The 20,225-nt window shown below is 70.4% G+C and carries 18 protein-coding genes; 15 read left to right on the top strand and 3 right to left on the bottom strand.

Going from position 1 to position 20,225, the window contains the following annotated elements; translation table 11 throughout:
* The first annotated feature begins 4 nt into the window (after positions 1-4).
* From secD to AC3E6M_RS03425, 3 genes are all read left to right on the top strand, one after another.
* Positions 5-1,717 (top strand): protein translocase subunit SecD, encoded by a 1,713-nt coding sequence (gene secD / locus AC3E6M_RS03435; RefSeq protein WP_490529039.1) that lies wholly within the window; start codon positions 5-7, stop codon positions 1,715-1,717.
* Positions 1,717-2,703, top strand: a complete 987-nt coding sequence (gene secF, locus AC3E6M_RS03430; protein WP_490529038.1) for a protein translocase subunit SecF — start codon at positions 1,717-1,719, stop codon at positions 2,701-2,703. The genes secD and secF overlap by 1 nt, the downstream gene beginning before the upstream one ends.
* A gap of 67 nt (positions 2,704-2,770) precedes the next feature.
* A complete protein-coding gene (locus AC3E6M_RS03425) occupies positions 2,771-5,023 on the top strand; it encodes a RelA/SpoT family protein (RefSeq protein WP_138172641.1) in 2,253 nt (750 codons plus the stop codon).
* Here AC3E6M_RS03425 and AC3E6M_RS03420 read toward each other — a convergent pair.
* From AC3E6M_RS03420 to AC3E6M_RS03410, 3 genes are all read right to left on the bottom strand, one after another.
* Positions 5,010-5,549, bottom strand: a complete 540-nt coding sequence (locus AC3E6M_RS03420) for a type IV toxin-antitoxin system AbiEi family antitoxin (RefSeq protein WP_138172642.1) — start codon at positions 5,547-5,549, stop codon at positions 5,010-5,012. The two genes, AC3E6M_RS03425 and AC3E6M_RS03420, sit on opposite strands and share 14 nt — an antisense overlap.
* Before the next feature lie 63 nt (positions 5,550-5,612).
* The gene (locus AC3E6M_RS03415; RefSeq protein WP_490529037.1) at positions 5,613-7,220 is read right to left on the bottom strand and encodes a DUF349 domain-containing protein; all 1,608 of its coding nucleotides are present in this window, start codon (positions 7,218-7,220) and stop codon (positions 5,613-5,615) included.
* An 81-nt stretch (positions 7,221-7,301) separates the two neighbouring features.
* Complete coding sequence (locus tag AC3E6M_RS03410; RefSeq protein ID WP_490529036.1) at positions 7,302-7,589, bottom strand: dioxygenase; 288 nt, start codon at positions 7,587-7,589, stop codon at positions 7,302-7,304.
* Between the two features lie 109 nt (positions 7,590-7,698).
* Here AC3E6M_RS03410 and AC3E6M_RS03405 point away from each other — a divergent pair, with 109 nt between their 5' ends.
* The 12 genes from AC3E6M_RS03405 to aroQ all read left to right on the top strand — a co-directional run bounded on the left by AC3E6M_RS03405 (position 7,699) and on the right by aroQ (position 20,201).
* The gene (locus AC3E6M_RS03405) at positions 7,699-9,129 is read left to right on the top strand and encodes a replication-associated recombination protein A (RefSeq protein ID WP_490529035.1); all 1,431 of its coding nucleotides are present in this window, start codon (positions 7,699-7,701) and stop codon (positions 9,127-9,129) included.
* Positions 9,130-9,305: 176 nt separating this feature from the next.
* Positions 9,306-9,914 carry a DUF1361 domain-containing protein gene (locus tag AC3E6M_RS03400; protein WP_490529034.1) on the top strand — a complete coding sequence of 203 codons (609 nt, stop codon included), beginning with the start codon at positions 9,306-9,308 and terminating at the stop codon, positions 9,912-9,914.
* A gap of 156 nt (positions 9,915-10,070) precedes the next feature.
* Positions 10,071-10,700, top strand: coding sequence for a 30S ribosomal protein S4 (gene rpsD, locus AC3E6M_RS03395; protein ID WP_138178024.1), 630 nt, complete (start codon positions 10,071-10,073; stop codon positions 10,698-10,700).
* A 222-nt stretch (positions 10,701-10,922) separates the two neighbouring features.
* Positions 10,923-11,240, top strand: a complete 318-nt coding sequence (locus tag AC3E6M_RS03390) for an ATPase (RefSeq protein WP_490529033.1) — start codon at positions 10,923-10,925, stop codon at positions 11,238-11,240.
* 61 nt (positions 11,241-11,301) lie between these two features.
* Positions 11,302-13,971, top strand: coding sequence for an alanine--tRNA ligase (alaS, locus tag AC3E6M_RS03385; RefSeq protein ID WP_138178026.1), 2,670 nt, complete (start codon positions 11,302-11,304; stop codon positions 13,969-13,971).
* Positions 13,968-14,441 (top strand): Holliday junction resolvase RuvX, encoded by a 474-nt coding sequence (ruvX, locus tag AC3E6M_RS03380; protein WP_138178028.1) that lies wholly within the window; start codon positions 13,968-13,970, stop codon positions 14,439-14,441. The genes alaS and ruvX overlap by 4 nt, the downstream gene beginning before the upstream one ends.
* 1 nt (position 14,442) lies before the next feature.
* A complete protein-coding gene (mltG, locus tag AC3E6M_RS03375; protein ID WP_490529032.1) occupies positions 14,443-16,092 on the top strand; it encodes an endolytic transglycosylase MltG in 1,650 nt (549 codons plus the stop codon).
* A complete protein-coding gene (locus AC3E6M_RS03370; protein WP_138173831.1) occupies positions 16,086-16,919 on the top strand; it encodes a shikimate dehydrogenase family protein in 834 nt (277 codons plus the stop codon). The genes mltG and AC3E6M_RS03370 overlap by 7 nt, the downstream gene beginning before the upstream one ends.
* Positions 16,920-16,923: 4 nt before the next feature.
* Positions 16,924-18,150: a chorismate synthase gene (aroC, locus tag AC3E6M_RS03365; protein WP_138173833.1), complete on the top strand. Its 1,227-nt coding sequence runs from the start codon at positions 16,924-16,926 to the stop codon at positions 18,148-18,150.
* The gene (locus tag AC3E6M_RS03360; protein ID WP_138173835.1) at positions 18,137-18,673 is read left to right on the top strand and encodes a shikimate kinase; all 537 of its coding nucleotides are present in this window, start codon (positions 18,137-18,139) and stop codon (positions 18,671-18,673) included. Before aroC ends, AC3E6M_RS03360 begins: the two co-directional genes overlap by 14 nt.
* A complete protein-coding gene (aroB, locus tag AC3E6M_RS03355; RefSeq protein ID WP_138173837.1) occupies positions 18,670-19,746 on the top strand; it encodes a 3-dehydroquinate synthase in 1,077 nt (358 codons plus the stop codon). Before AC3E6M_RS03360 ends, aroB begins: the two co-directional genes overlap by 4 nt.
* Positions 19,743-20,201 carry a type II 3-dehydroquinate dehydratase gene (gene aroQ, locus AC3E6M_RS03350; protein WP_490529031.1) on the top strand — a complete coding sequence of 153 codons (459 nt, stop codon included), beginning with the start codon at positions 19,743-19,745 and terminating at the stop codon, positions 20,199-20,201. The genes aroB and aroQ overlap by 4 nt, the downstream gene beginning before the upstream one ends.
* Positions 20,202-20,225: the final 24 nt, after the last annotated feature.

The following is a 20,225-nucleotide window of genomic DNA, read 5'->3' as shown; positions in this document are numbered from 1 at the left end:
CTCCGTGGCGCCCTCGACTCCCGTCCGCCACGCCTGGCGCGTACTGACCGGACTACTCGCCATCACCGGCGTGCTGTTCGGCATCAACGCGCTGGGCGTGTACGCCTTCCAGGCCAGCTCCTGGACCCCCGACCTCGCCCTCGACCTCCAGGGCGGAACCCAGATCATCCTGGCCGCGCAGACGACGGACGGGGCCGAGCCCGACGCCGAGCAGCTGCAGCAGGCCGTCTCGATCATCCGCCAGCGCGTGGACGCGTCGGGCGTCGGCGAGGCCGACGTGGCCACCGAGGGCGGTCGCAACATCGTCGTGCAGATCCCTGGCCAGGCAGACGAGGCCACGCGACAGCGGATTCAGAGCTCCGCGCAGTTGCAGCTGCGACCGGTGCTGTTCGCGGGGTCGCCGTCGACGTCGTTCGTCGGCGAGGACGGCAACGCCACTCCGTACCCGACGCCCGACCCGAACCTCCCCTCGACGCCCACGGCCTCGCCCACCAACGCGAGCGACCCGGCGTACATCACGCCGGCACTGCAGGCGCAGTTCCTCGCGTTCGACTGCGCGAACCCGGCGGTCGACCCCGCACAGGCGCCCGCGGACCAGCCGTTGATCACGTGCGGTCTGAACGACGGACAGAAGTACATCCTCGGGCCCGTGGAGCTCGACGGAACCGACATCTCCGACGCCACGAACGGCCAGGAGCAGAACACCGGTCGCTGGGCGGTCAACCTCGTCTTCAACGACCAGGGCACGCAGAAGTTCGGTGAGATCAGCCAGCGCCTTTACGGCGCACAGCCCCCGCTGAACCAGTTCGCATTCGTCCTCGACGGCTCCGTCCTGTCCGCACCCGAGATGCGCGGCGTCATCGTCGACGGCCGCCCGAGCATCACGGGCAACTTCACCCCGGAGTCCTCCAAGGCCCTCGCCGATCAGCTCAAGTACGGCGCGCTGCCGTTGAGCTTCCAGGTCGTCAGCTCCGACACCGTCTCGGCGACGCTCGGTTCGCAGCAGCTCCAGGTCGGCTTCATCGCGGGCCTCATCGGTCTCGGGCTCGTGGCGATCTACTCGCTCATCGTCTACCGAGCCCTGGGAACCGTGATCATCGCCTCGCTGGCGGTCATGGCGGTCCTGACGTACGTCACGCTCTGCATCCTCGCCTGGCGCATGGGCTTCCGCCTGTCGCTCGCGGGAGTCGCGGGCCTGATCGTCACGATCGGATTCACCGCCGACTCCTTCATCGTCTACTTCGAACGCATCCGCGACGAGTTGCGCGACGGCAAGTCGATCACCGCGGCTGTCGAAGACGGCTGGGCACGCGCCAAGCGCACCATCTACATCTCGAAGTCGATCAACATCCTCGCCGCGGTCGTGCTGTACATCCTCGCGGATGCCACGGTGAAGGGCTTCGCGTTCACGCTGGGCCTGACCACCGCGATCGACATCCTGATCTTCATCCTCTTCACCCACCCCGTGATGCAGTTGCTGGCGCGCACGCGCTTCTTCGGCAACGGCCACCCCCTGTCCGGCATGGACCCCGCGGCACTCGGCGCGGTCTATCGCGGTCGCGCGCAGTTCCGCGCCCCGGCTGCGGCTGCCGTCTCGGGTCGCGCCAGCCGCTCGCGCGGCGAGGCTCAGCGTCGGCAGACGATCGCGGAACGCAAGCGCGCCGAACTCGCCGCAGCCCAGGGCGATACCCGCCCCACGAAGGAGGGAGACGACTGATGCGCTCCATGACGCAGCTCGGTAACGACCTCTACTCGGGCAAGACCTCTTTCCCGTTCGTCCAGCGCCGGCGCCTGTGGTTCATCATCGCCGCGGTCCTCGTGATCGGCGCGGCGCTGGTGCCCCTGTTCCGTCCCGTGCAGTTCTCGATCGAGTTCACCGGCGGATCGCAGTTCACCGTCTCCAACCCCGCGTCGTTCGACCAGGCCATCGCGACCGAGGCCGTGGCGTCCGTCGTCCCGGATGCCGCGACCCGCGTGACCACGATCAGCGACCAGGCCGTGCGGGTGCAGACCGACCAGCTCGACGACCAGCAGACGCAGAGCGTCTCGACCGCCCTCGCCGAGGGCTACGGGGTGCCCTCGAGCGAGATCACGAACTCGTTCATCGGCCCGACCTGGGGAGCAGACGTCACGCGGCAGTCGCTGTGGGGACTCGGGATCTTCCTCGCCCTGACCTTCGTGATCCTCGCCCTGTATTTCCGGACGTGGAAGATGTCGGTCGCCGCGATCATCGGTCTGGTGGACGTGCTCGTCATCACGATCGGCGTCTACGCGCTGTTCGGGTTCGAGATCTCACCCGCCGCGGTCATCGGCTTCCTGACGATCCTCTCGTACGCGCTGTACGACACCACGGTCGTCTTCGACAAGGTGAGGGAGAACACGCGGGAGGACGGTGAGATCTCGGGACGCACGTTCGCCGAGTCGGTCAACCTCGCCGCGAACCAGACGCTGATCCGCTCCATCAACACCACGGTGGTGGCGATCCTCCCGGTCGGCGCGATCCTCTTCATCGGTGTGCCCCTGGGCGCGCGGACCCTGAGCGACATCTCGCTGTCGATCTTCGTCGGCACGATCGTGGCGGCCTACTCGACGCTGTTCGTGGCCGTTCCGCTCTACGCGCTGCTGCGCGAGCGGGAGACCCCGATCAAGGAGCGCGACGCCCGCGTGCTCGCCGCTCGCGCGAAGGCCGGTGTGCCCGCCTGACGGCGGGCACCGGTCCCGCCCGACGTAGGATGGGAAGGCTGACCGCCGAACCCGGGGGAGGGGACCTGTGACCGAGACCACGTCCCCCGCGCCACCGCCGTCCTCGCTGCGACGTCTCGTTCCGCGCATCTTCTCGCGCGCCGCCCGTCGCGACGACGTCGACAAGCTGCTGCGCACCGTTCGCACGCACCACCCCAAGGGCGACCTCGGCATCATCGAGCGCGCCTACGCCGTCGCCGACAAGGCCCACGACGGGCAGAAGCGACAGAGCGGCGAGCCGTACATCACGCACCCGCTCGCCGTCGCGCAGATCCTCGCCGAGCTGGGGCTCGGACCCAAGGCCATCGCCGCGGCGCTGCTGCACGACACCGTTGAAGACACGGGCTACCCGCTCGACGAACTCGCGGCCGACTTCGGCGACGAGGTCGCGATGCTCGTCGACGGCGTGACCAAGCTCGACAAGGTCAAGTACGGTGAAAGCGCCCAGGCCGAGACGGTCCGAAAGATGATCGTCGCGATGTCGCGCGACATCCGGGTGCTGCTCATCAAGCTCGCCGACCGTCTGCACAACGCGCGCACGTGGGGCTTCGTCCCGCCGCACAAGGCGGCCAAGAAGGCGACCGAGACACTCGAGATCTACGCGCCCCTGGCGCACCGGCTCGGCATCCAGGCCATCAAGAGCGAGCTCGAAGACTTGTCGTTCGCCGTGCTCCACCCCAAGCTCTACGCCGAGATCGAGAGCCTGGTGCGCCAGCGCACCCCCCAGCGCGAGCAGTACGTCCAGACCGTCATCGACAACATCGATGCCGACCTGCGCGAGCTCCGCGTGCGCGGTCGCGTCATGGGCCGTCCGAAGCAGCTGTACTCGGTGTACCAGAAGATGGTCGTGCGCGGCCGCGAGTTCGACGACATCTACGACCTCATCGGCATCCGGATCCTCGTGGGCACCGTGCGCGACTGCTACGCCGTTCTCGGTGCGATCCACGCGCGCTGGACGCCGCTGCCCGGCCGGTTCAAGGACTACATCGCCACGCCGAAGTTCAACCTCTACCAGTCGCTCCACACGACGGTCATCGGTCCGAGCGGTCGCACGGTCGAGATCCAGATCCGTACGCACGAGATGCACCAGCAGGCGGAGTTCGGCGTCGCGGCGCACTGGAAGTACAAAGAGCGCATGGCCGGGGGAAAGACGGATGCCAAGGCCTCCGACACCGACATGGCCTGGATCGCGCGCATCTCGGACTGGCAGGCCGAGACCGCCGACCCCGGAGAGTTCCTCGATTCGCTGCGCTTCGAGATCGGCGCGAAAGAGGTCTACGTCTTCACGCCGAAGGGACGCGTGATCGGGCTCCCGAAGGGCGCGACTCCCGTCGACTTCGCGTACGCCGTGCACACCGAGATCGGCCACCGCACGATGGGTGCCAAGGTCAACGGCCGGCTCGTGCCGCTCGAGACCGAACTGCAGTCGGGCGACGTCGTCGAGGTCTTCACGTCGAAGAACCCCGACGCCGGCCCCAGCCAGGATTGGCTCGGCTTCGTCAAGAGCACCCGCGCGCGGAACAAGATCCGCGGGTGGTTCACCAAGGAGCGCCGCGAAGAGGCGATCGAGCAGGGCAAGGACTCCATCGCTCGGGCCATGCGCCGGCAGAACCTGCCGCTGCAGCGCCTGATGAACCAAGACTCCTTCGCCGAGGTCGCCCGGCACTTCCACTACGAAGACGTCGCGGCCCTGTATGCCGCGGTCGGCGAGGGACACGTCTCGACCCAGTCGGTCATCGAGAAGGTCACCGCGCTCGTCAGCGCCGACGACACCTCGACGGGACCGATCGACCTGCCGCAGGTCGGACGCAGCCGCGCCCCGCGCGGCGGCGATTCCGGCGTGCTCGTGCGCGGCGCCCCCGACATCCTCGTCAAGCTCGCCAAGTGCTGCACGCCGGTGCCCGGCGATGAGATCGTCGGCTTCGTCACGCGCGGGAGCGGCGTCTCGGTGCACCGCGGCGACTGCACGAACGTCAAGTCACTGCGAGAGGACCCCGAGCGGCTCATCGAGGTCGAGTGGGCTCCGACGACCAAGAGCGTCTTCCTCGTGCAGATCCAGGTCGAAGCCCTCGACCGTTCCGGGCTGCTGAGCGACGTCACGCGCGTCCTGAGCGAGCACCACGTCAACATCCTCTCGGCCACCGTCTCGACGACGAACGATCGCCTCGCACTGAGCAAGTTCGTGTTCGAGATGGGCGACACCGTGCACCTCGACCGCGTGCTCAATGCGGTGCGCCGCATCGACGCCGTGTACGACGTGTACCGGGTCACTTCGTCCTGACCGCCGAGAGCAGATCGTCGGCCCGCTTTCCGTAGGGGAAGCGCGGATGCCGCGCGAGCCACGCCCGTGCGCCTTCGGCGACGTCGGGGGCGGTGCCGGCCCATCGTCGCGCGATCCCGCGATCGTCGGCATCCTGCGAGCGAGCGAGATCGACCAATGTCCGCTCGGGGCGGGCGACGCGGACGCCGGCGATCGTCACCACGTCGTCCGGAGCGATCCGCACGTCGTGGACGAGCACTCTGCCGCCGCGGAGCGGACGCGCCCGCTCGGCACTCGCCCGCTGCACACGATGGCGGGACGGCTCGACGGCGAGGCCGCCGTGCACCCAGGCCGCGGTCGAACGCACGGCGGCCCACCGGTCGCCGAGGAGCGGCGCCAGGCTCCGCGCCCGCATCCAGGGCGTCTCTACGGCATCGGCCGGCATGAATCCCTCGCCGATCGGGATCAGCAGACCGTCGAGACACGCGGCGGTCAACTCCGGCAGCGAGAGTCGTTCTCCGGGGAAATACAGAAATGGAGAGGCCATCCCGTCAGTGTGACGGGACGGCCTCTCCTGCGGCGCCGCGGGGCGCCAAACTGTGGAGAACGCTCAGCCCCCGAGCGCGCGCAGCCAGGTGCGACGCGCTTCGAGTGCTTCGGCCGCCTGCGCGGCGGCGCGCTTGTCGCCCTTGGCCTCGGCCGCGGCGAGCTCGGCCTCGAGCTTGTCGATCGCGTCGGTGAGCTGACGCGTCATGTCGTTGGCACGCGCCTTCTGCTCGGGATCGTTGCGCTTCCACTCGGCGTCTTCGCGGGTGCGGACGCTCTGCTCGATCTTGCGGAGCTCGTCGTCGAGGACACGCTCCTTGTCGCGGGGGAAGATGCGCCCGATCTCGTCCCACTGGCGCTGGATCGCGGTGAGCTTCTGACGCGCCGTCGCCAGGTTCTTCTCGTCGACGATCGGCGCCGCCTCGTCGAGGAGCGCCCGCTTCTGCTCGATCTTCTCTTTGGACGCTTCGGCGTCAGCGGTCTCGCGGTCGATGCGCGCACCGTACAACGCGTCTCCGGCGGCCTTGAACCGGGCCCAGAGCGCGTCGTCGACCTTGCGGCCGGCGCGGCCCGAGGCCTTCCACTCGTCGAGAAGATCGCGGTAGGCCGGGATGCCGTCCTCGCCACGGGGAGCGAGAGCCTCGGCCCGCTCGACCAGGCGCGTCTTGATGTCGCGCGCGGCCTTGTGCGTCTCGTCGAGTGCCGAGAAGAACTCGCGGCGGTGACGGTCGACCGTGGCGCGAGCGTCGCGGAAACGGCGCCACAGAGTCTGAGCGGTCGACTTCGGCAGCCGGGGGCCGGTCTGCTGGTGGGCCTGCCAGCTGTCGAAGAGCGCCGACATGTCGGCCGTCATCTGCTTCCACTGGACCGTCTGGGGGTCACGGGCGGCCAGGGCCTCGGCCTTCTCAACGATCTCGGTGCGTGCGCGCACGGCATCCTCGACAGCCTCCTTGGCCGCGGCGGCCTCGGTTTCGGTCGCCTCGGCCAGCTCGGCGGTCAGCGCGTCCAGGCGCTCCAGAAGAGCGGCGAGGTCGCCGACGGCGGCGGCTCCGTCGACCTTGTCGCGCACCGTGGCGGCCGTGGATCGCAGGTCGGACGCGGACGCGCCCCCACGGCGGTGGCGCACCTCGAGGAGCGTGACCTCGCCGGCCAGATCGGCGAACTTGCGCTGGTAGTAGGTGAGCGCCTCGTCCGCGGTCCCGTCGGGGTACTGTCCCACGACGCGCCACTCGTCGCCCTCACGAACCGACACGGTGCCGTCCTCGTCGACGCGACCCCACGGCCCGACCGGCGCGGCCACGCGCGCACCCGGGCGCGGGCCGGGGCGGGGGCCGGGGGCGGGGGCCGGAGTGGGGGCGGATGCCACGGGCTCGGACTCCGCGGGCTCGATCGCCGACTCTGCGTCCGCGGTGGCCGTCTCGGCGTCGGGCTCGGCTACGGCCTCGGGCTCGGACTCGGCCTCGGCCTCGGCGGTCGGAACCGCGGCGGCGTCATCGGCGGCGGCGTCATCGGCGGCCGTCTCATCGGCGGCGTCGTCGTCCGCCGGAACCGCGGCTGCGGCCTCGGTCGCGGAGACGTCCGCGGAATCCGCGGGCGTCTCGGTGGTCTCATCGACCTCGGCGACGTCGTCGGCGGTGTGGTCGTGGGAATCGTGGGAGGGAACGGAAGTCACGGGAAGCACCTCATCGCGGCAGAGCCGCCTGGGGGAGAAGGACGGTCCGAGCCTAGTACGACGGATGCCGTCGTCACAGGATCAGGGAGTGGGAGAGACCGCGGGGTCGGGGAGCACGGGGCGGCTCGGCGTCGGGCTCGGCGTGTCGACGACGGTCGGCTCGGGCGCGGGTGCGCCGGGACCGGCGACGAAGTAGACGGTCTGCAGACCGATCGCCGCACCGATCACCACGAGCCCGACCACGAGGGCCAGCACGTTGTCGCGCAGGCGGCGCCGACCCTGACGGCGGTGGAGGTCTTGACGGGCCTGGTACGCCCGCGCCCGCTCACGCTGCTCGCGGCTCTGCCGAGCCTTGCCACCCGTCGCCACATCGACTCCTTCCCACCGTCCGCGAACCGCCCCCGATCCTACGCACCGCCCGCAGCGCCCCACAAAGGCAGGCACACCCCGTGTCGGCGGGCGCGATTAGCCTGGATCGGTGACCAGTGCTTCCGCCCTCTTCCAGGGCCAGACCCCGCTCGCCGTGCGGATGCGTCCGACGAGCCTCGACGAGGTCGCCGGTCAGGGACACCTGCTGCGCCCGGGCTCACCCCTGGTCACCCTCGCCGGCGCCGACTCCTCGGCATCCATCTCGGCCGTCTCGGTGATCCTGTGGGGACCTCCGGGCACCGGTAAGACGACGCTCGCGCAGGCGATCGCACGATCGTCGGGACGCCGTTTCGTCGAGCTGTCGGCGATCACCGCGGGCGTGAAGGACGTCCGCGAGGTCATGCAAGAGGCGCTCACTCAACGCGACCTCTACGGTCAATCGACGATCCTCTTCCTCGACGAGATCCACCGCTTCACCAAGGCCCAGCAGGACGCTCTGCTCCCGGGCGTCGAGAACGGGTGGGTGGTCCTCATCGCCGCCACCACCGAGAACCCCTCGTTCTCGGTGATCTCGCCGCTGCTCTCGCGCTCGCTGCTGCTGACGCTGCGCCCGCTCGGCGACGACGACCTCGGCGCTCTCGTCGATCGCGCGGTGACCGATCCGCGCGGACTCGCCGGCGCTGTCGTGCTCAGCACCGAGGCCCGATCAGCCCTCGTGCGCCTGGCCTCGGGCGACGCGCGCCGCGCCCTCACGGCCCTCGAGGCCGCGGCATCCGTCGCTGCCGACGACGCCACCCGCGACGACGTGCCCCACCCTGACGGCACGGACGACGACACCGACGGTCCCGAAGACGCGGATGCCGATGATGCGGACGCCGAGACCGCACCGGACGGCGACGAGCGCCCCGTCATCACCGGCGACCACATCGCCCAAGCCGTCGACCGCGCGCTGCTGCGGTACGACCGGCAGGGCGACGAGCATTACGACGTCATCAGCGCCTTCATCAAGTCGGTGCGCGGCTCCGATGTCGACGCCGCGGTCCACTACCTCGCCCGCATGATCGAGGCGGGGGAGGACCCGCGGTTCATCGCTCGACGACTGGTCATCTCCGCCGCCGAGGACATCGGTCTCGCCGATCCGCAGGCACTGCAGATCGCCGTCGCCGCGGCGGATGCCGTGGCCTTCATCGGCATGCCCGAGGGACGTATCCCGCTGGCCGAGGCGACGGTGTACCTCGCGACCACGGCCAAATCCAACGCCGCCTACAACGCGATCAACGCCGCGATCGCCGATGTCCGCGCCGGCGGGTTCGGGCGTGTGCCGCTGCACCTGCGCGACGCGCACTACCCCGGAGCCAAGCGGTTGGGGCACGGCAAGGGCTACAAGTACGCGCACGACAGCGACATCGGCATCGTCGCGCAGCAGTATCTGCCCGACGAACTGCGCGGACGGCAGTACTACCAGCCGACTTCGCACGGCGCCGAACGGGACGTCTCGGCGCGACTGGAGAAGATCCGCCGCATCCTCGACGGCGGGTGAAATCGAGGGACGTCGCGTCAGCGAACCGGAACGGCCGTGCGACGCTGTCGCGGTGACCGCCGTCCTGCTCGCCGCCGCCGCCGTGATCGTCCTCGATGTGTACGCCGTCGTGCTGGTCGTCCTGCGAGCGAAGGTCTACCGGGTCGCGCTCTACCGGCCGATGCTCCTGAACATCGGTGTCGGCCCTGCCGGTCGTGACGGCGCTCGGAGTCTGCGGCGGACTGGCCGTGTTGGCACCGATCCTCGCCCACCTCGTCGACATCGGCCCCGATGCGCGGGCCGTCGTCGTGACGGCGTACCTCGTGGCGGCCACCGGCGTGTGGCTTCTCCTGTTCCCCAACTCGGTCTACCTGATCACCGAGCTGAACTTCAGCCACCGCACGGCGACCTCTCCGGTCCCGCTCTGGTACGACATCATTCAGACGCTGGTGCTCACGCTCTCAGGGATCGGCAATGCGATCCTGAGCCTCGGCATCCTGCAGACCCTTCTCGTCGTCTTCGAGGACCGCCCCGACACGAGTCTTCCGGCAACCGGGTGGGTCTTCGCCGGCGTCGTCATCGTGCTGGGAGCCGTCGGCGTGTACCTCGGCCGCTATCTGCGCGTCAACAGCTGGGATGTCCGGCATCCCGTGACTCTGCTGCGGAAGCTCACGGCCCATCTGCGCCAGCCGGGCACGGCGCTGGAGGCGAGCGCCTTCGTCATCACCCACGCGCTCCTCATCGGGCTGCTTTACGTGCCCCTGTTCTCGATCACCTGGACCTCCTTCGCGGCGACCGCCGTCTGATAGACTGCATCGGTTCGAAACAGTGTTTTCGGGCATCCCCTCTCTTCTTCACCGACCTTCCGGCATGCCCCGGCGTGCAGTCCGGACAGGGCGAAGAGAGCGTGATACGTCCGTGAGCCGCGAAAGGCGCGGCCACGTCATCGGAAGGAGTACTTCGTGGCAACGAAGTCCCAGGACCGCCGCAAGGTCCGTCTGTCGCGCGCCCTCGGCGTCGCGCTCACCCCGAAGGCCGCCCGCTACCTCGAGAAGCGTCCCTACGCTCCCGGCGAGCACGGCCGCACCAAGCGCAAGGCCGACAGCGACTACGCCGTCCGTCTGCGCGAGAAGCAGCGTCTGCGCGAGCAGTACGGCATCCGCGAGAAGCAGCTGCGCATCGCGTTCAACGAGGCCCGCCGCACCGACGGCCTGACCGGTGAGAACCTGGTCGAGCTGCTCGAGATGCGTCTGGACGCCCTGGTCGTGCGTTCGGGCTTCGCCCGCACCACCGCCCAGGCCCGCCAGCTCGTCGTGCACCGCCACATCCTGGTCGACGGCCAGCTCGTGGACCGCCCGTCGTTCCGCGTCAAGCCGGGTCAGCTCATCCACGTCAAGACCAAGAGCGAAGGCCTCGAGCCCTTCCAGGTCGCGGCCGCCGGTGGGCACGCCGAGGTTCTGCCCCCCGTTCCGGGCTACCTCGAGGTCGACCTCGCGACTCTGCAGGCGAAGCTCGTGCGTCGCCCCAAGCGCGCCGAAGTGCCCGTCACCTGTGACGTGCAGCTCGTCGTCGAGTACTACGCCGCTCGCTGAGTCCCAGACTCACGAGCCGAAGGGCGCCGGGTTCTCCCGGCGCCCTTCGTCGTTTCGCTGCGGCACAACTCCGGCACCATCGGCACCCGAACAGCCGCGGCACGTCCGAAACGGCATCCCTGCAGGAGTTCTGCGCGCCAAGAACGGCCACGGATGCCGGGGCGAGCGGCATCCGCCCCGTCGAGCACGCGCGACACAGGGCCTGTCGCCTACGATGAAGGGATGCCGCGCCCGCGGCGCTTGCTCGAGGAAGAAGTGGTGATCGTGAGAAGCCTCGTCTGGTTCGTGTTGGGCATCGCCGGAGGCTTCGTCGCCGCCCACCTGGTCAACAAAGACCCCCGCGGCCAAGAGCTGCTCGCCCAGGTCGACTCCCGCATCGGCGAGTTCGCCGACCGCATGAGCGAGGCCTACCACGAGCAGGAGACGCGCCTGTCCGAGATCCTCGACGACGCCAAGGGCGTCGCCGCGTCCGCCGTCGACGCGACCGCCGACGCCGCGGGCTCCGCCGCCGCGGCCAAGAACGCCGTCTCCACCGACTGACCTCCCGGCATCCGGCCCCGCCCGCCGGGGGAGGATCCGCACGCCCACGGAAAGATCCGACATGAAAACCGCCGAGATCGCTCAGCGCTTCCTCGACTACTTCGAGAAGAAGAACCACACCATCGTGCCGTCGGCCTCGCTCGTCACGGACGACCCGGCCCTGCTGTTCACGGTGGCCGGCATGGTGCCGTTCATCCCCTACCTCAGTGGCGTCGTGCCCCCGCCCTACCCCCGCGCCGCCGACGTGCAGAAGTGCATCCGCACCAACGACATCGAAGAAGTGGGCAAGACCCCGCGTCACGGCACCTTCTTCCAGATGCTGGGCAACTGGTCGTTCGGCGACTACTTCAAAGAGGACGCGATCCGCTACGCGTGGGAGCTGCTGACCTCGCCCGAGGAGGACGGCGGCCTGGCCTTCGACCCGAAGGACCTCTGGGTCACCGTCTACGAAGAAGACGACGAAGCGCACGACCTCTGGCTGCGCCTGACCGACCTGCCCGAGGAGCGCATCCAGCGTCTCGGCAAGGACACCAACTACTGGTCGACCGGGCTCCCGGGCCCCGCGGGTCCGTGCTCCGAGATCTTCTTCGATCGCGGTCCGGCGTACGGCATCGACGGGGGACCGGCGACCGACGACGACCGCTACGTCGAGATCTGGAACCTGGTGTTCATGCAGTACGAGATCACGAACGTGCGGTCGAAGTACGACTTCGACATCGTCGGCGAGCTGCCCGCGAAGAACATCGACACCGGCATGGGCCTGGAGCGCATCGCGTTCATCAAGCAGGGCGTCGACAACATGTACGAGACCGACCAGGTGCGCCCGGTCCTCGACCTGGCGGCGAAGCTCGCGGGCAAGTCCTACGGCGCCGAGGCGCACGAGGACGACGTGCGGCTCCGCATCGTCGCCGACCACGTGCGCTCCTCGCTCATGCTGCTGGCCGACGGTGTGACGCCCTCGAACGAGGGCCGCGGCTACATCCTGCGCCGCATCATGCGCCGCGCCATCCGGTCGATGCGCCTGCTCGGCGTCGAGGGCCCGACCTTCCCCGAGTTGTTCGCCGCCTCGCGTGACGCGATGAAGGAGTCGTACCCCGAGGTCGAAGCCGACTACGCCCGACTCTCGGCGTACGCCATCGCCGAGGAGCAGACGTTCCTGCGCACTCTCGCGGCCGGGTCGGCGATCCTGGACCAATCGGTGGCGGATGCCAAGAGCGGCGGCACCACGACCCTCTCGGGGTCCGAGGCCTTCCTGCTGCACGACACCTACGGCTTCCCGATCGACCTCACGCTCGAGATCGCCGAAGAGGCGGGTCTGAGCGTGGACCGCGGCGCCTTCGACACCCTCATGCAGGAGCAGCGCTCCCGCGCCAAGGCCGACGCCCGCGCGCGCAAGGGTGCGATCGCCGACCAGAGCGCGTACCGCGAGTTCCGGGCCAAGGGCGAGACGGTCTTCACCGGCTACACCGACCTCGAGACCGAGTCGAAGGTGCTCGGCATCCTCGTCGAGGGCCGCGCCACCGATCGGGCGTCGCAGGGACAGATCGCCGAGGTCATCCTCGCCGAGACCGCGCTGTACGCCGAGTCCGGCGGCCAGGTGGCCGACAAGGGCCTCATCGTGGGCCCGGGCTACGAGCTCGAGGTCCTCGACGTGCAGCGCCCCGTACCGGGCTTGATCAGCCACACCGTCGAGGTCACCACCGGCGAAGTGTCGGTCGATGCTCTGGCGACGACGGTCGTCGACGCACTGAACCGCCACTCCGCTCAGCAGGCGCACTCGGCCACGCACCTCGTCCACGCGGCGATCCGCGACACCCTGGGCAAGACGGCGACGCAGACCGGGTCGCTCAACCGCGCCGGGTACATGCGCTTCGACTTCAGCTGGGGTGCGGCGCTCTCGCCCGAGACCCGCACCGAGATCGAGGACATCGCCAACAACGCCGTGCGCGACAACCTCGAGGTCACCACGCGCGTACTCTCGCTCGATGAGGCCAAGGCCGCCGGAGCGATGGCCCTGTTCGGTGAGAAGTACGGCGACACCGTGCGAATGGTCGACATCGGCGGGCCCTGGTCGCGCGAGCTCTGCGGCGGCACCCACGTCGCCCGCAGCGCCGAGATCGGCCTGGTCAACCTCGTCGGAGAGCAGTCGGTGGGCGCGTCCAACCGCCGCGTCGAAGCTCTCGTCGGGCTCGACGCGTTCCGCGACCTCGCCGCCGAGCGCGCGATCGTGTCGCAGCTCTCGACATCACTGAAGACCCCGCGGGAGCAGCTGACCACCCGTATCGCGGAGCTCGCGGCGAGCCTCAAGGCCGCCGAGAAGAAGATCGCGGCGTTCGAGGCGCGCGCCCTGTCCGACCGTCTGCCGCAGCTCGTGGAGTCGGCGACGGCCGTGGGCAGCGTGCGGGTCGTCGCGCAGTCGCTCGGCGAAGGCTCCGCGGCCGACGACGTGCGTTCGCTCGCTCTGCAGGTGCGCGATCGCCTCGGGTCGGACCCCGCGGTCGTCGCCCTCGGCAGCGTGTCCGGCGGTCGTGCGACCGTGGTCGTCGTGACCAACCCCGCGGCACGTGAACGCGGCCTCGCCGCGGGCGCGCTGGCCAAGGCTGCGGCCGGCATCCTCGGCGGCGGTGGCGGCGGCAAGCCGGACGTCGCGCAGGGCGGCGGAACGGATTCTGCGGCCCTGCCGCAGGCGCTCGAGGGCATCGTCGCGGACGTGCGGGCGACCACGGCGTGACGGGGTTCCGCCGAGGCATCCGACTGGGCATCGATGTCGGCCGCGCCCGTGTCGGCGTCGCCCGGTCGGATCCCGACGGTCTGCTCGCGGTGCCGGTCGAGACGGTTCCCCGCAAGGGCGAGCCCGTGCGACGGATCGCCGCCCTCGCCGCCGAGTACGAGGCACTCGAGATCCTCGTCGGACTCCCGCTGAACCTCCGCGGCGAGGACACCCCCTCCACGACGGACGCCCGCCGATTCGCCGCGGAGCTGGCCGGGGCCGTGGCGGTGACCGTCCGCCTCGTGGACGAGCGGCTGAGCACGGTGTCAGCGCACGACGTGCTGCGTCAAGCAGGGCGCTCCCAGCGGGATTCTCGTAGCATTGTGGACCAAGTCGCCGCTGTGGTCCTGCTGCAGCAGGCGCTCGACGTGGAGCGAAAGTCCGGCGACCCGGCCGGACCCGCCGTAGCACCGGGACAGGAGCCCGCCTGATATGCCCGAGAACGACCCCTCCGATCCGTTCGCCGAGCTGTACCGTCGCCTGCCCGACCCGCGCGCGGGAGCAGCGGATGCCACGGCACGCGGCGACGGGACCCCCGGGGACGCCGAGGCCGACCCGCCCGCGCCGTCGTCGCGACGTGCCGCACGCGAAGCCCGCCGGGCCCAGACCGCACCGACCGAGACGACCTCCGCGGTCCCGGAAACGGATGCCGTGAGCGAGCGCGCGGCAGCGCCTGAGGCCGACGCGGTCCCCGCGCCCGTCGCCGCCCCGCCCACGCAGCCCGCGCCCGCTCCGGCACCGGCCCCACAGGCCGCGCGCGGGCCCGAACCGCGGGAACCCACCCGCCCCGAGCGCACACCCCGGCCCGAGCCGTCGTCTCGGCCCGAACCGGCACCGCAGCCCGTGCGCGATCGCGAGCCCGTACTGGTTGGCGCGGGGGCCGCAGCCGCTGGAGGATCCGGCGGCGGTCGCCCGCCGGCATCCGGATCCCTGGAAGACCTCTTCGCGGGACACGCCAGCACCGACCAGGTGCGGGGGGCGGTCCGCGCACCGCGGCGTCGCCGACGTGCGGGCGGCTGGATCGCGCTGGCGATCGTGCTCATCATCCTCGGGGGGATCGCCGGCGGCGGCCTCGCCCTGTGGAACACCTACGGTGAGCGGGTCCAGGCGTTCTTCGGCACCGGTGAACCGGTCGATTTCGAAGCAGGCATGGCCACGGGAGAGGCCCGGGTCACGATCGTCTCGGGCGACACCGGCCAATCCGTGTCGCCGAAGCTCTTCGAGGCGGGGGTCACGAAGGCCTCCAATTCGCTCTACAAGTACATGGTCGACAACTCCGTCGCGTTCACGTTCCAGCCCGGCGTCTACAAACTGCAGCAGCAGATGACCTCGGCCGCGGTCCTCGACGCGCTCCGCGACCCCGCCAACCGTCTCGACAACTCCGTGCAGCTGCGCGAGGGGCTCACTCTGCAGCAGTCTCTCGACGTGATGTCGGAGCAGCTGGGCATGCCGCGCGCCGATCTCGAGGCCGCGGTCGCCGACCCGTCGCAGTACGGCGTGCCGGCTACGACGCTCGAGGGCTGGATCTTCCCCGCCACGTACGACTTCGACGAGGGTGTCACCGCCACCGAGGTCATCCAGCGCATGGTGCAGCGCACGGTGCAGTCGCTCGACACCGCGGGCGTCCCGGAAGCCGATCGCGAACGCATCCTCATCGTCGCCTCGATCATCGAGCGCGAGGCGCGCAACCGCGACGACTTCTACAAGGTCTCGCGCGTGATCGAGAACCGACTGCAGCCCTCGAACCAAGAGACCTTCGGCAAGCTCGAGATGGACTCCACCGTCCAGTACGGTGCCAACGAGCTGGGCAGCGGGTCGGTGAGCACGTCAGAGGAAGCCCGCAACAGCGACAACCCCTGGAACACCTACATGTATCCGGGGCTGCCGATCGGGCCGATCGCCAATCCGGGGGACCTCGCGATCGATGCGGCCATGAAGCCCATCGACGGCCCCTGGCTGTACTTCGTGACCGTCAACCTCGACACCGGCGAAACCGTGTTCACGTCGACCTACAGCGAACACGAGAAGGCCGTCGCGCAGTGGCGCGCCTGGTGCGCGGACAACCCCGACGGCGGATGCTGACGCCCGTCCGCCTCGCCGTCTGGGGGGACCCGATCGACCACTCGCGGTCGCCGTTGCTGCACGCGGCGGCGTACCGCGAGCTCGGTCTGCCCTGGGAGTACGGGCGTCGGCGCGTCGCGGAGGCGGAGTTCGGCGCGGCCCTCGCGGAACGGGATGCCACCTGGCGCGGGCTCTCGCTCACGATGCCGCTGAAGAACGTCGCAGCCGCGGCAGCGGTATCCCTGGACGACGACGCGCGCCTCACCGGCGCCGTGAACACGCTGCGGTTCACCGCTGACGGACCCCGCGGCTTCAACACCGACGTGGGCGGCCTCGCGCGGGCTCTTCGCGAGATCGGGGTCGACACGCCCGAGCGGGTGCGCATCCTCGGCGCCGGAGCCACCGCGACCTCCGCCGTCGTGACCGCCGTCCGTCTCGGTGCGCAAGCGATCGAGGTGCGCGCGCGGCGGCCCGAGGCGGCCGCGCCGCTCGTCGCGCTCGGCGACGCGCTCGGAGTCCCCGTCACCGTGACTGCGCTGGCCGCGCCCGAGCCCGCTGGTGCCGACGTCACGATCGCGACGCTCCCCGGGGGCACCGACCTGGGCGACACCGCGAGCGTCCTGGCATCCGTCGGAGGACCGCTCGTCGACGTCGTCTACGGGAACTGGCCCACTCCGCTGGCGGTGGCGTGGCAGGAGGCCGGGCAGCAGGCCGTCAACGGACTCGGCATGCTGCTGCACCAGGCCCTGCTGCAGGTACGCGTGTTCGTCGGCGGCGACCCCGCGGAGCCGCTGGAGCGCGAGGACGCCGTGCTCGCCGCGATGCGCACCGCCGTCATGGGAGGATAGAGCCATGCTTCGCGTGCTCACGGCCGGGGAATCCCACGGCCCCGAACTGGTCGCCCTCATGGAGGGGATGCCGGCCGGTGTCCCGATCTCGCCCGCACAGATCCGTGCCGATCTGGCCCGCCGCAAGCTCGGCTACGGCCGCGGCTCGCGCATGAAGTTCGAGGAAGACGAGCTGACGCTGTCGACCGGCATCGTGCAGGGCTTCACGATCGGCAGCCCGATCGCGCTGCGCATCGGCAACACCGAGTGGCCGAAGTGGGTCGAGGTGATGAGCCCCGAACCCGTCGAGCTCTCCGACCGCTCCCGCGGACGCGGTGCCGCGCTGACCCGTCCGCGTCCCGGACACGCCGACCTCGTCGGCATGCAGAAGTACGGCTTCGACGAGGCGCGCCCGATCCTCGAGCGCGCGTCGGCCCGCGAGACCGCGGCGCGCGTCGCCCTCGGCGCCGTCGCCCGTGCGTTCCTCGGCGAGCTCGGCATCCGGCTCGTCAGCCACACGCTCTCGATCGGGCCCGTGCGCGTGCCCGACGACGCGGAGTTCCCCACCCCCGACGATGTCGACCGTCTCGACGCCGACCCGCTGCGGTGCTTCCACGCCGAGACGTCGGCCGCGATGGTCGCCGAGGTCGACGACGCGAAGAAGTCCGGCGACACCCTCGGCGGCATCGTCGAGGTGCTCGCGTACGGCCTCCCGCCGGGGCTCGGCTCCCACGTGCAGTGGGACCGCCGACTGGATGCCAAGCTCGCCCAGGCCCTCATGAGCATCCAGGCGATCAAGGGGGTCGAGGTCGGAGACGGCTTCCTCACCACGACGCGCCGTGGCTCGCAGGCCCACGACGAGCTCTTCGCCACGGGAGACGGCATCACGCGGTCGTCCGACCGTGCGGGCGGCACCGAGGGCGGCATGTCGACCGGTACCGTGCTGCGCGTCCGCGCCGGCATGAAGCCGATCGCCACGATCCCCAAGGCGCTCCGCACCGTCGACGTCGCAACCGGTGACACCGCCGCCGCGCACCACCAGCGCTCTGACGTGTGCGCGGTTCCGGCCGCCGGGGTCGTCGCCGAAGCGATGGTCGCGATCACCCTCGCCGACGCGGTGCTGGAGAAGTTCGGCGGCGACAACGTCGCCGAGACCCGCCGCAACCTCGAGACCTACCTCGCGCACCTGCCCGAGACGCTGCGCACCACCGACGCCTCCGACGCGGCGCTGCTCGCGCATGACCTCGGCTGAGGCCCCCACCGCCGCACTCGTGCTCATCGGACCGATGGGCGCGGGCAAGACGAGCATCGGTCGTCGTGTGGCGCGGGCGCTCGGCCGGCCCTTCCGCGACACCGACAAGATCGTCGTCCGCGACCATGGGCCGATCCCCGAGATCTTCGCGGCGCACGGCGAGGCGCACTTCCGTGACCTCGAGCGCGCCGCCGTCGCCGAGGCCCTCTCCGCCGGCGGCGTGGTCGCACTGGGCGGGGGAGCGGTGCTGGATGCCGCGACCCGGGAACGCCTGGCCGCGCACCACGTCGTGCTGCTGACCGTCGCGCCGCACGTCGTGGCATCCCGCATCCACGGAGACGATCGCCCGCTCCTCGACGCCGAAGACCCCGTCGAGCGCTGGCTCCGCATATACGAGGAACGCCGACCCGTGTACGAATCCACCGCGCACATCGCCTTCGACACGTCTTCGGGCCCCCTGGCCCGCGTCGTCGACGACATCGTGGCGTGGGCGCAGAGCGTCCCGACCCAGGAGACCCCATGACCGACACCACCACCATCTCCGTCGCCGGCGAGCCGGGCTACGACATCACGATCGGGCGCGGGGTGCTGGCCTCCCTGAGCGAGAAGCTGCCCGCGAACGCGCAGAAGGTGCTCATCGTGCATCCGCCGACCCTGGCGGCGCAGGCCGAGTCCCTCCGCGCGCAGCTCGTCGGCGATCGGCAGGTGCTGCTGGCCGAGATCCCGGATGCCGAGCAGGGCAAGCGCGTCGAAGTCGCCGCGTTCTGCTGGCAGGTCATGGGTCAAGCCGACTTCACCCGAACGGATGCCGTGATCGGCTTCGGCGGGGGAGCGGTCACCGATCTCGCCGGGTTCGTCGCGGCGACGTGGCTCCGCGGCGTCGCGCTCGTCCAGGTGCCGACCACGGTTCTCGGGATGGTGGATGCCGCCGTGGGCGGCAAGACCGGTATCAACACCGCCGAGGGCAAGAACCTCGTCGGGGCGTTCTGGCCGCCGGTCGCGGTGGTGTGCGACCTCGACCTGCTCGACACGCTGTCGAAGAACGAAGCGACCGCCGGCTTCGCCGAGGTGGTCAAGGCCGGGTTCATCTGGCATCCGGAGATCCTCGACCTCATCGAGGCCGACCCCGAGAACATCGTCGACCCGCGCGGCGAGGCGTTCCGCCGGTGCATCGAGCTCGCGATCGATATGAAGGCCCGAGTCGTGGGCGAGGACCTGCGCGAGGCGGGCCTTCGCGAGGTGCTGAACTACGGCCACACCCTGGGCCACGCGATCGAGCACGCCGAGCGCTACCGCTGGCGCCACGGCGCGGCGATCTCGGTCGGCATGGTCTTCGCCGCGGAGCTGTCGCGCCTGGCCGGGCGCCTGTCCGACGACGTCGCGCAGCGTCACCGCACGGTGCTCGAGTCGCTCGGACTGCCGACGACCTACCGCGCCGGAGCCTTCCAGACGCTGAAGGCGACGATGCAGCGCGACAAGAAGAGTCGCGGCAGCATGCTGCGCTTCATCGTGCTCGACGACCTCGCCCGCCCGACGGTGTTGCAGGCGCCCGACGAGTCCCTGCTGTTCGCGGCCTACCAGGAGGTCGGCGCGTGAGCACGCCCCGCCGCCTGCTGCTCGTCAACGGGCCGAACCTCAACCTGCTCGGCACGCGCCAGCCCGAGATCTACGGACGCGACACGCTCGCCGACGTCGAGCGGGTCACGGCCGACGCGGCGGCCCGCCACGGCCTGGAGGTCCGCGCCGTCCAGAGCAACCACGAGGGCGACCTCATCGACGCGATCCACGCCGCACGGCTCGACTGCGCCGGCATCGTGATCAACGCCGGCGGCTACACGCACACCTCCGTCGCACTCCGCGACGCGCTGGCATCCGTCGACCTCCCCGTGGCCGAGGTGCACATCTCGAACATCAAGGAACGTGAGAGCTTCCGGCACTTCTCGTACATCGAGGACGTCGCCGCCGTGCACGTCATCGGCGAGGGCGTCCCCGGGTACGCGCGCGCCGTCGACCTCCTCGTCGAGGTCATCAGCGGCCGCGCGGACGGCTGAGCACCCATCGCGTAGACTCGATCG

Source organism: Microbacterium sp. SCPM-O-B-15248 (M128) (genome assembly GCF_058214835.1).
Note: the sequence above shows the minus strand (reverse complement) of the source record. Positions and strands in the feature narration are given on the sequence as shown.

Bases quoted from the DNA above. Each gene is read 5' to 3' on its own strand.
- secF (WP_490529038.1), top strand. From the start codon at position 1,717: ATGCGCTCCATGACGCAGCTCGGTAACGACCTCTACTCGGGCAAGACC.
- aroC (WP_138173833.1), top strand. From the start codon at position 16,924: ATGCTTCGCGTGCTCACGGCCGGGGAATCCCACGGCCCCGAACTGGTC.
- alaS (WP_138178026.1), top strand. From the start codon at position 11,302: ATGAAAACCGCCGAGATCGCTCAGCGCTTCCTCGACTACTTCGAGAAG.
- aroB (WP_138173837.1), top strand. From the start codon at position 18,670: ATGACCGACACCACCACCATCTCCGTCGCCGGCGAGCCGGGCTACGAC.
- AC3E6M_RS03360 (WP_138173835.1), top strand. From the start codon at position 18,137: ATGACCTCGGCTGAGGCCCCCACCGCCGCACTCGTGCTCATCGGACCG.
- AC3E6M_RS03390 (WP_490529033.1), top strand. From the start codon at position 10,923: ATGCCGCGCCCGCGGCGCTTGCTCGAGGAAGAAGTGGTGATCGTGAGA.
- AC3E6M_RS03420 (WP_138172642.1), bottom strand. From the start codon at position 5,549: ATGGCCTCTCCATTTCTGTATTTCCCCGGAGAACGACTCTCGCTGCCG.
- AC3E6M_RS03370 (WP_138173831.1), top strand. From the start codon at position 16,086: ATGCTGACGCCCGTCCGCCTCGCCGTCTGGGGGGACCCGATCGACCAC.
- mltG (WP_490529032.1), top strand. From the start codon at position 14,443: ATGCCCGAGAACGACCCCTCCGATCCGTTCGCCGAGCTGTACCGTCGC.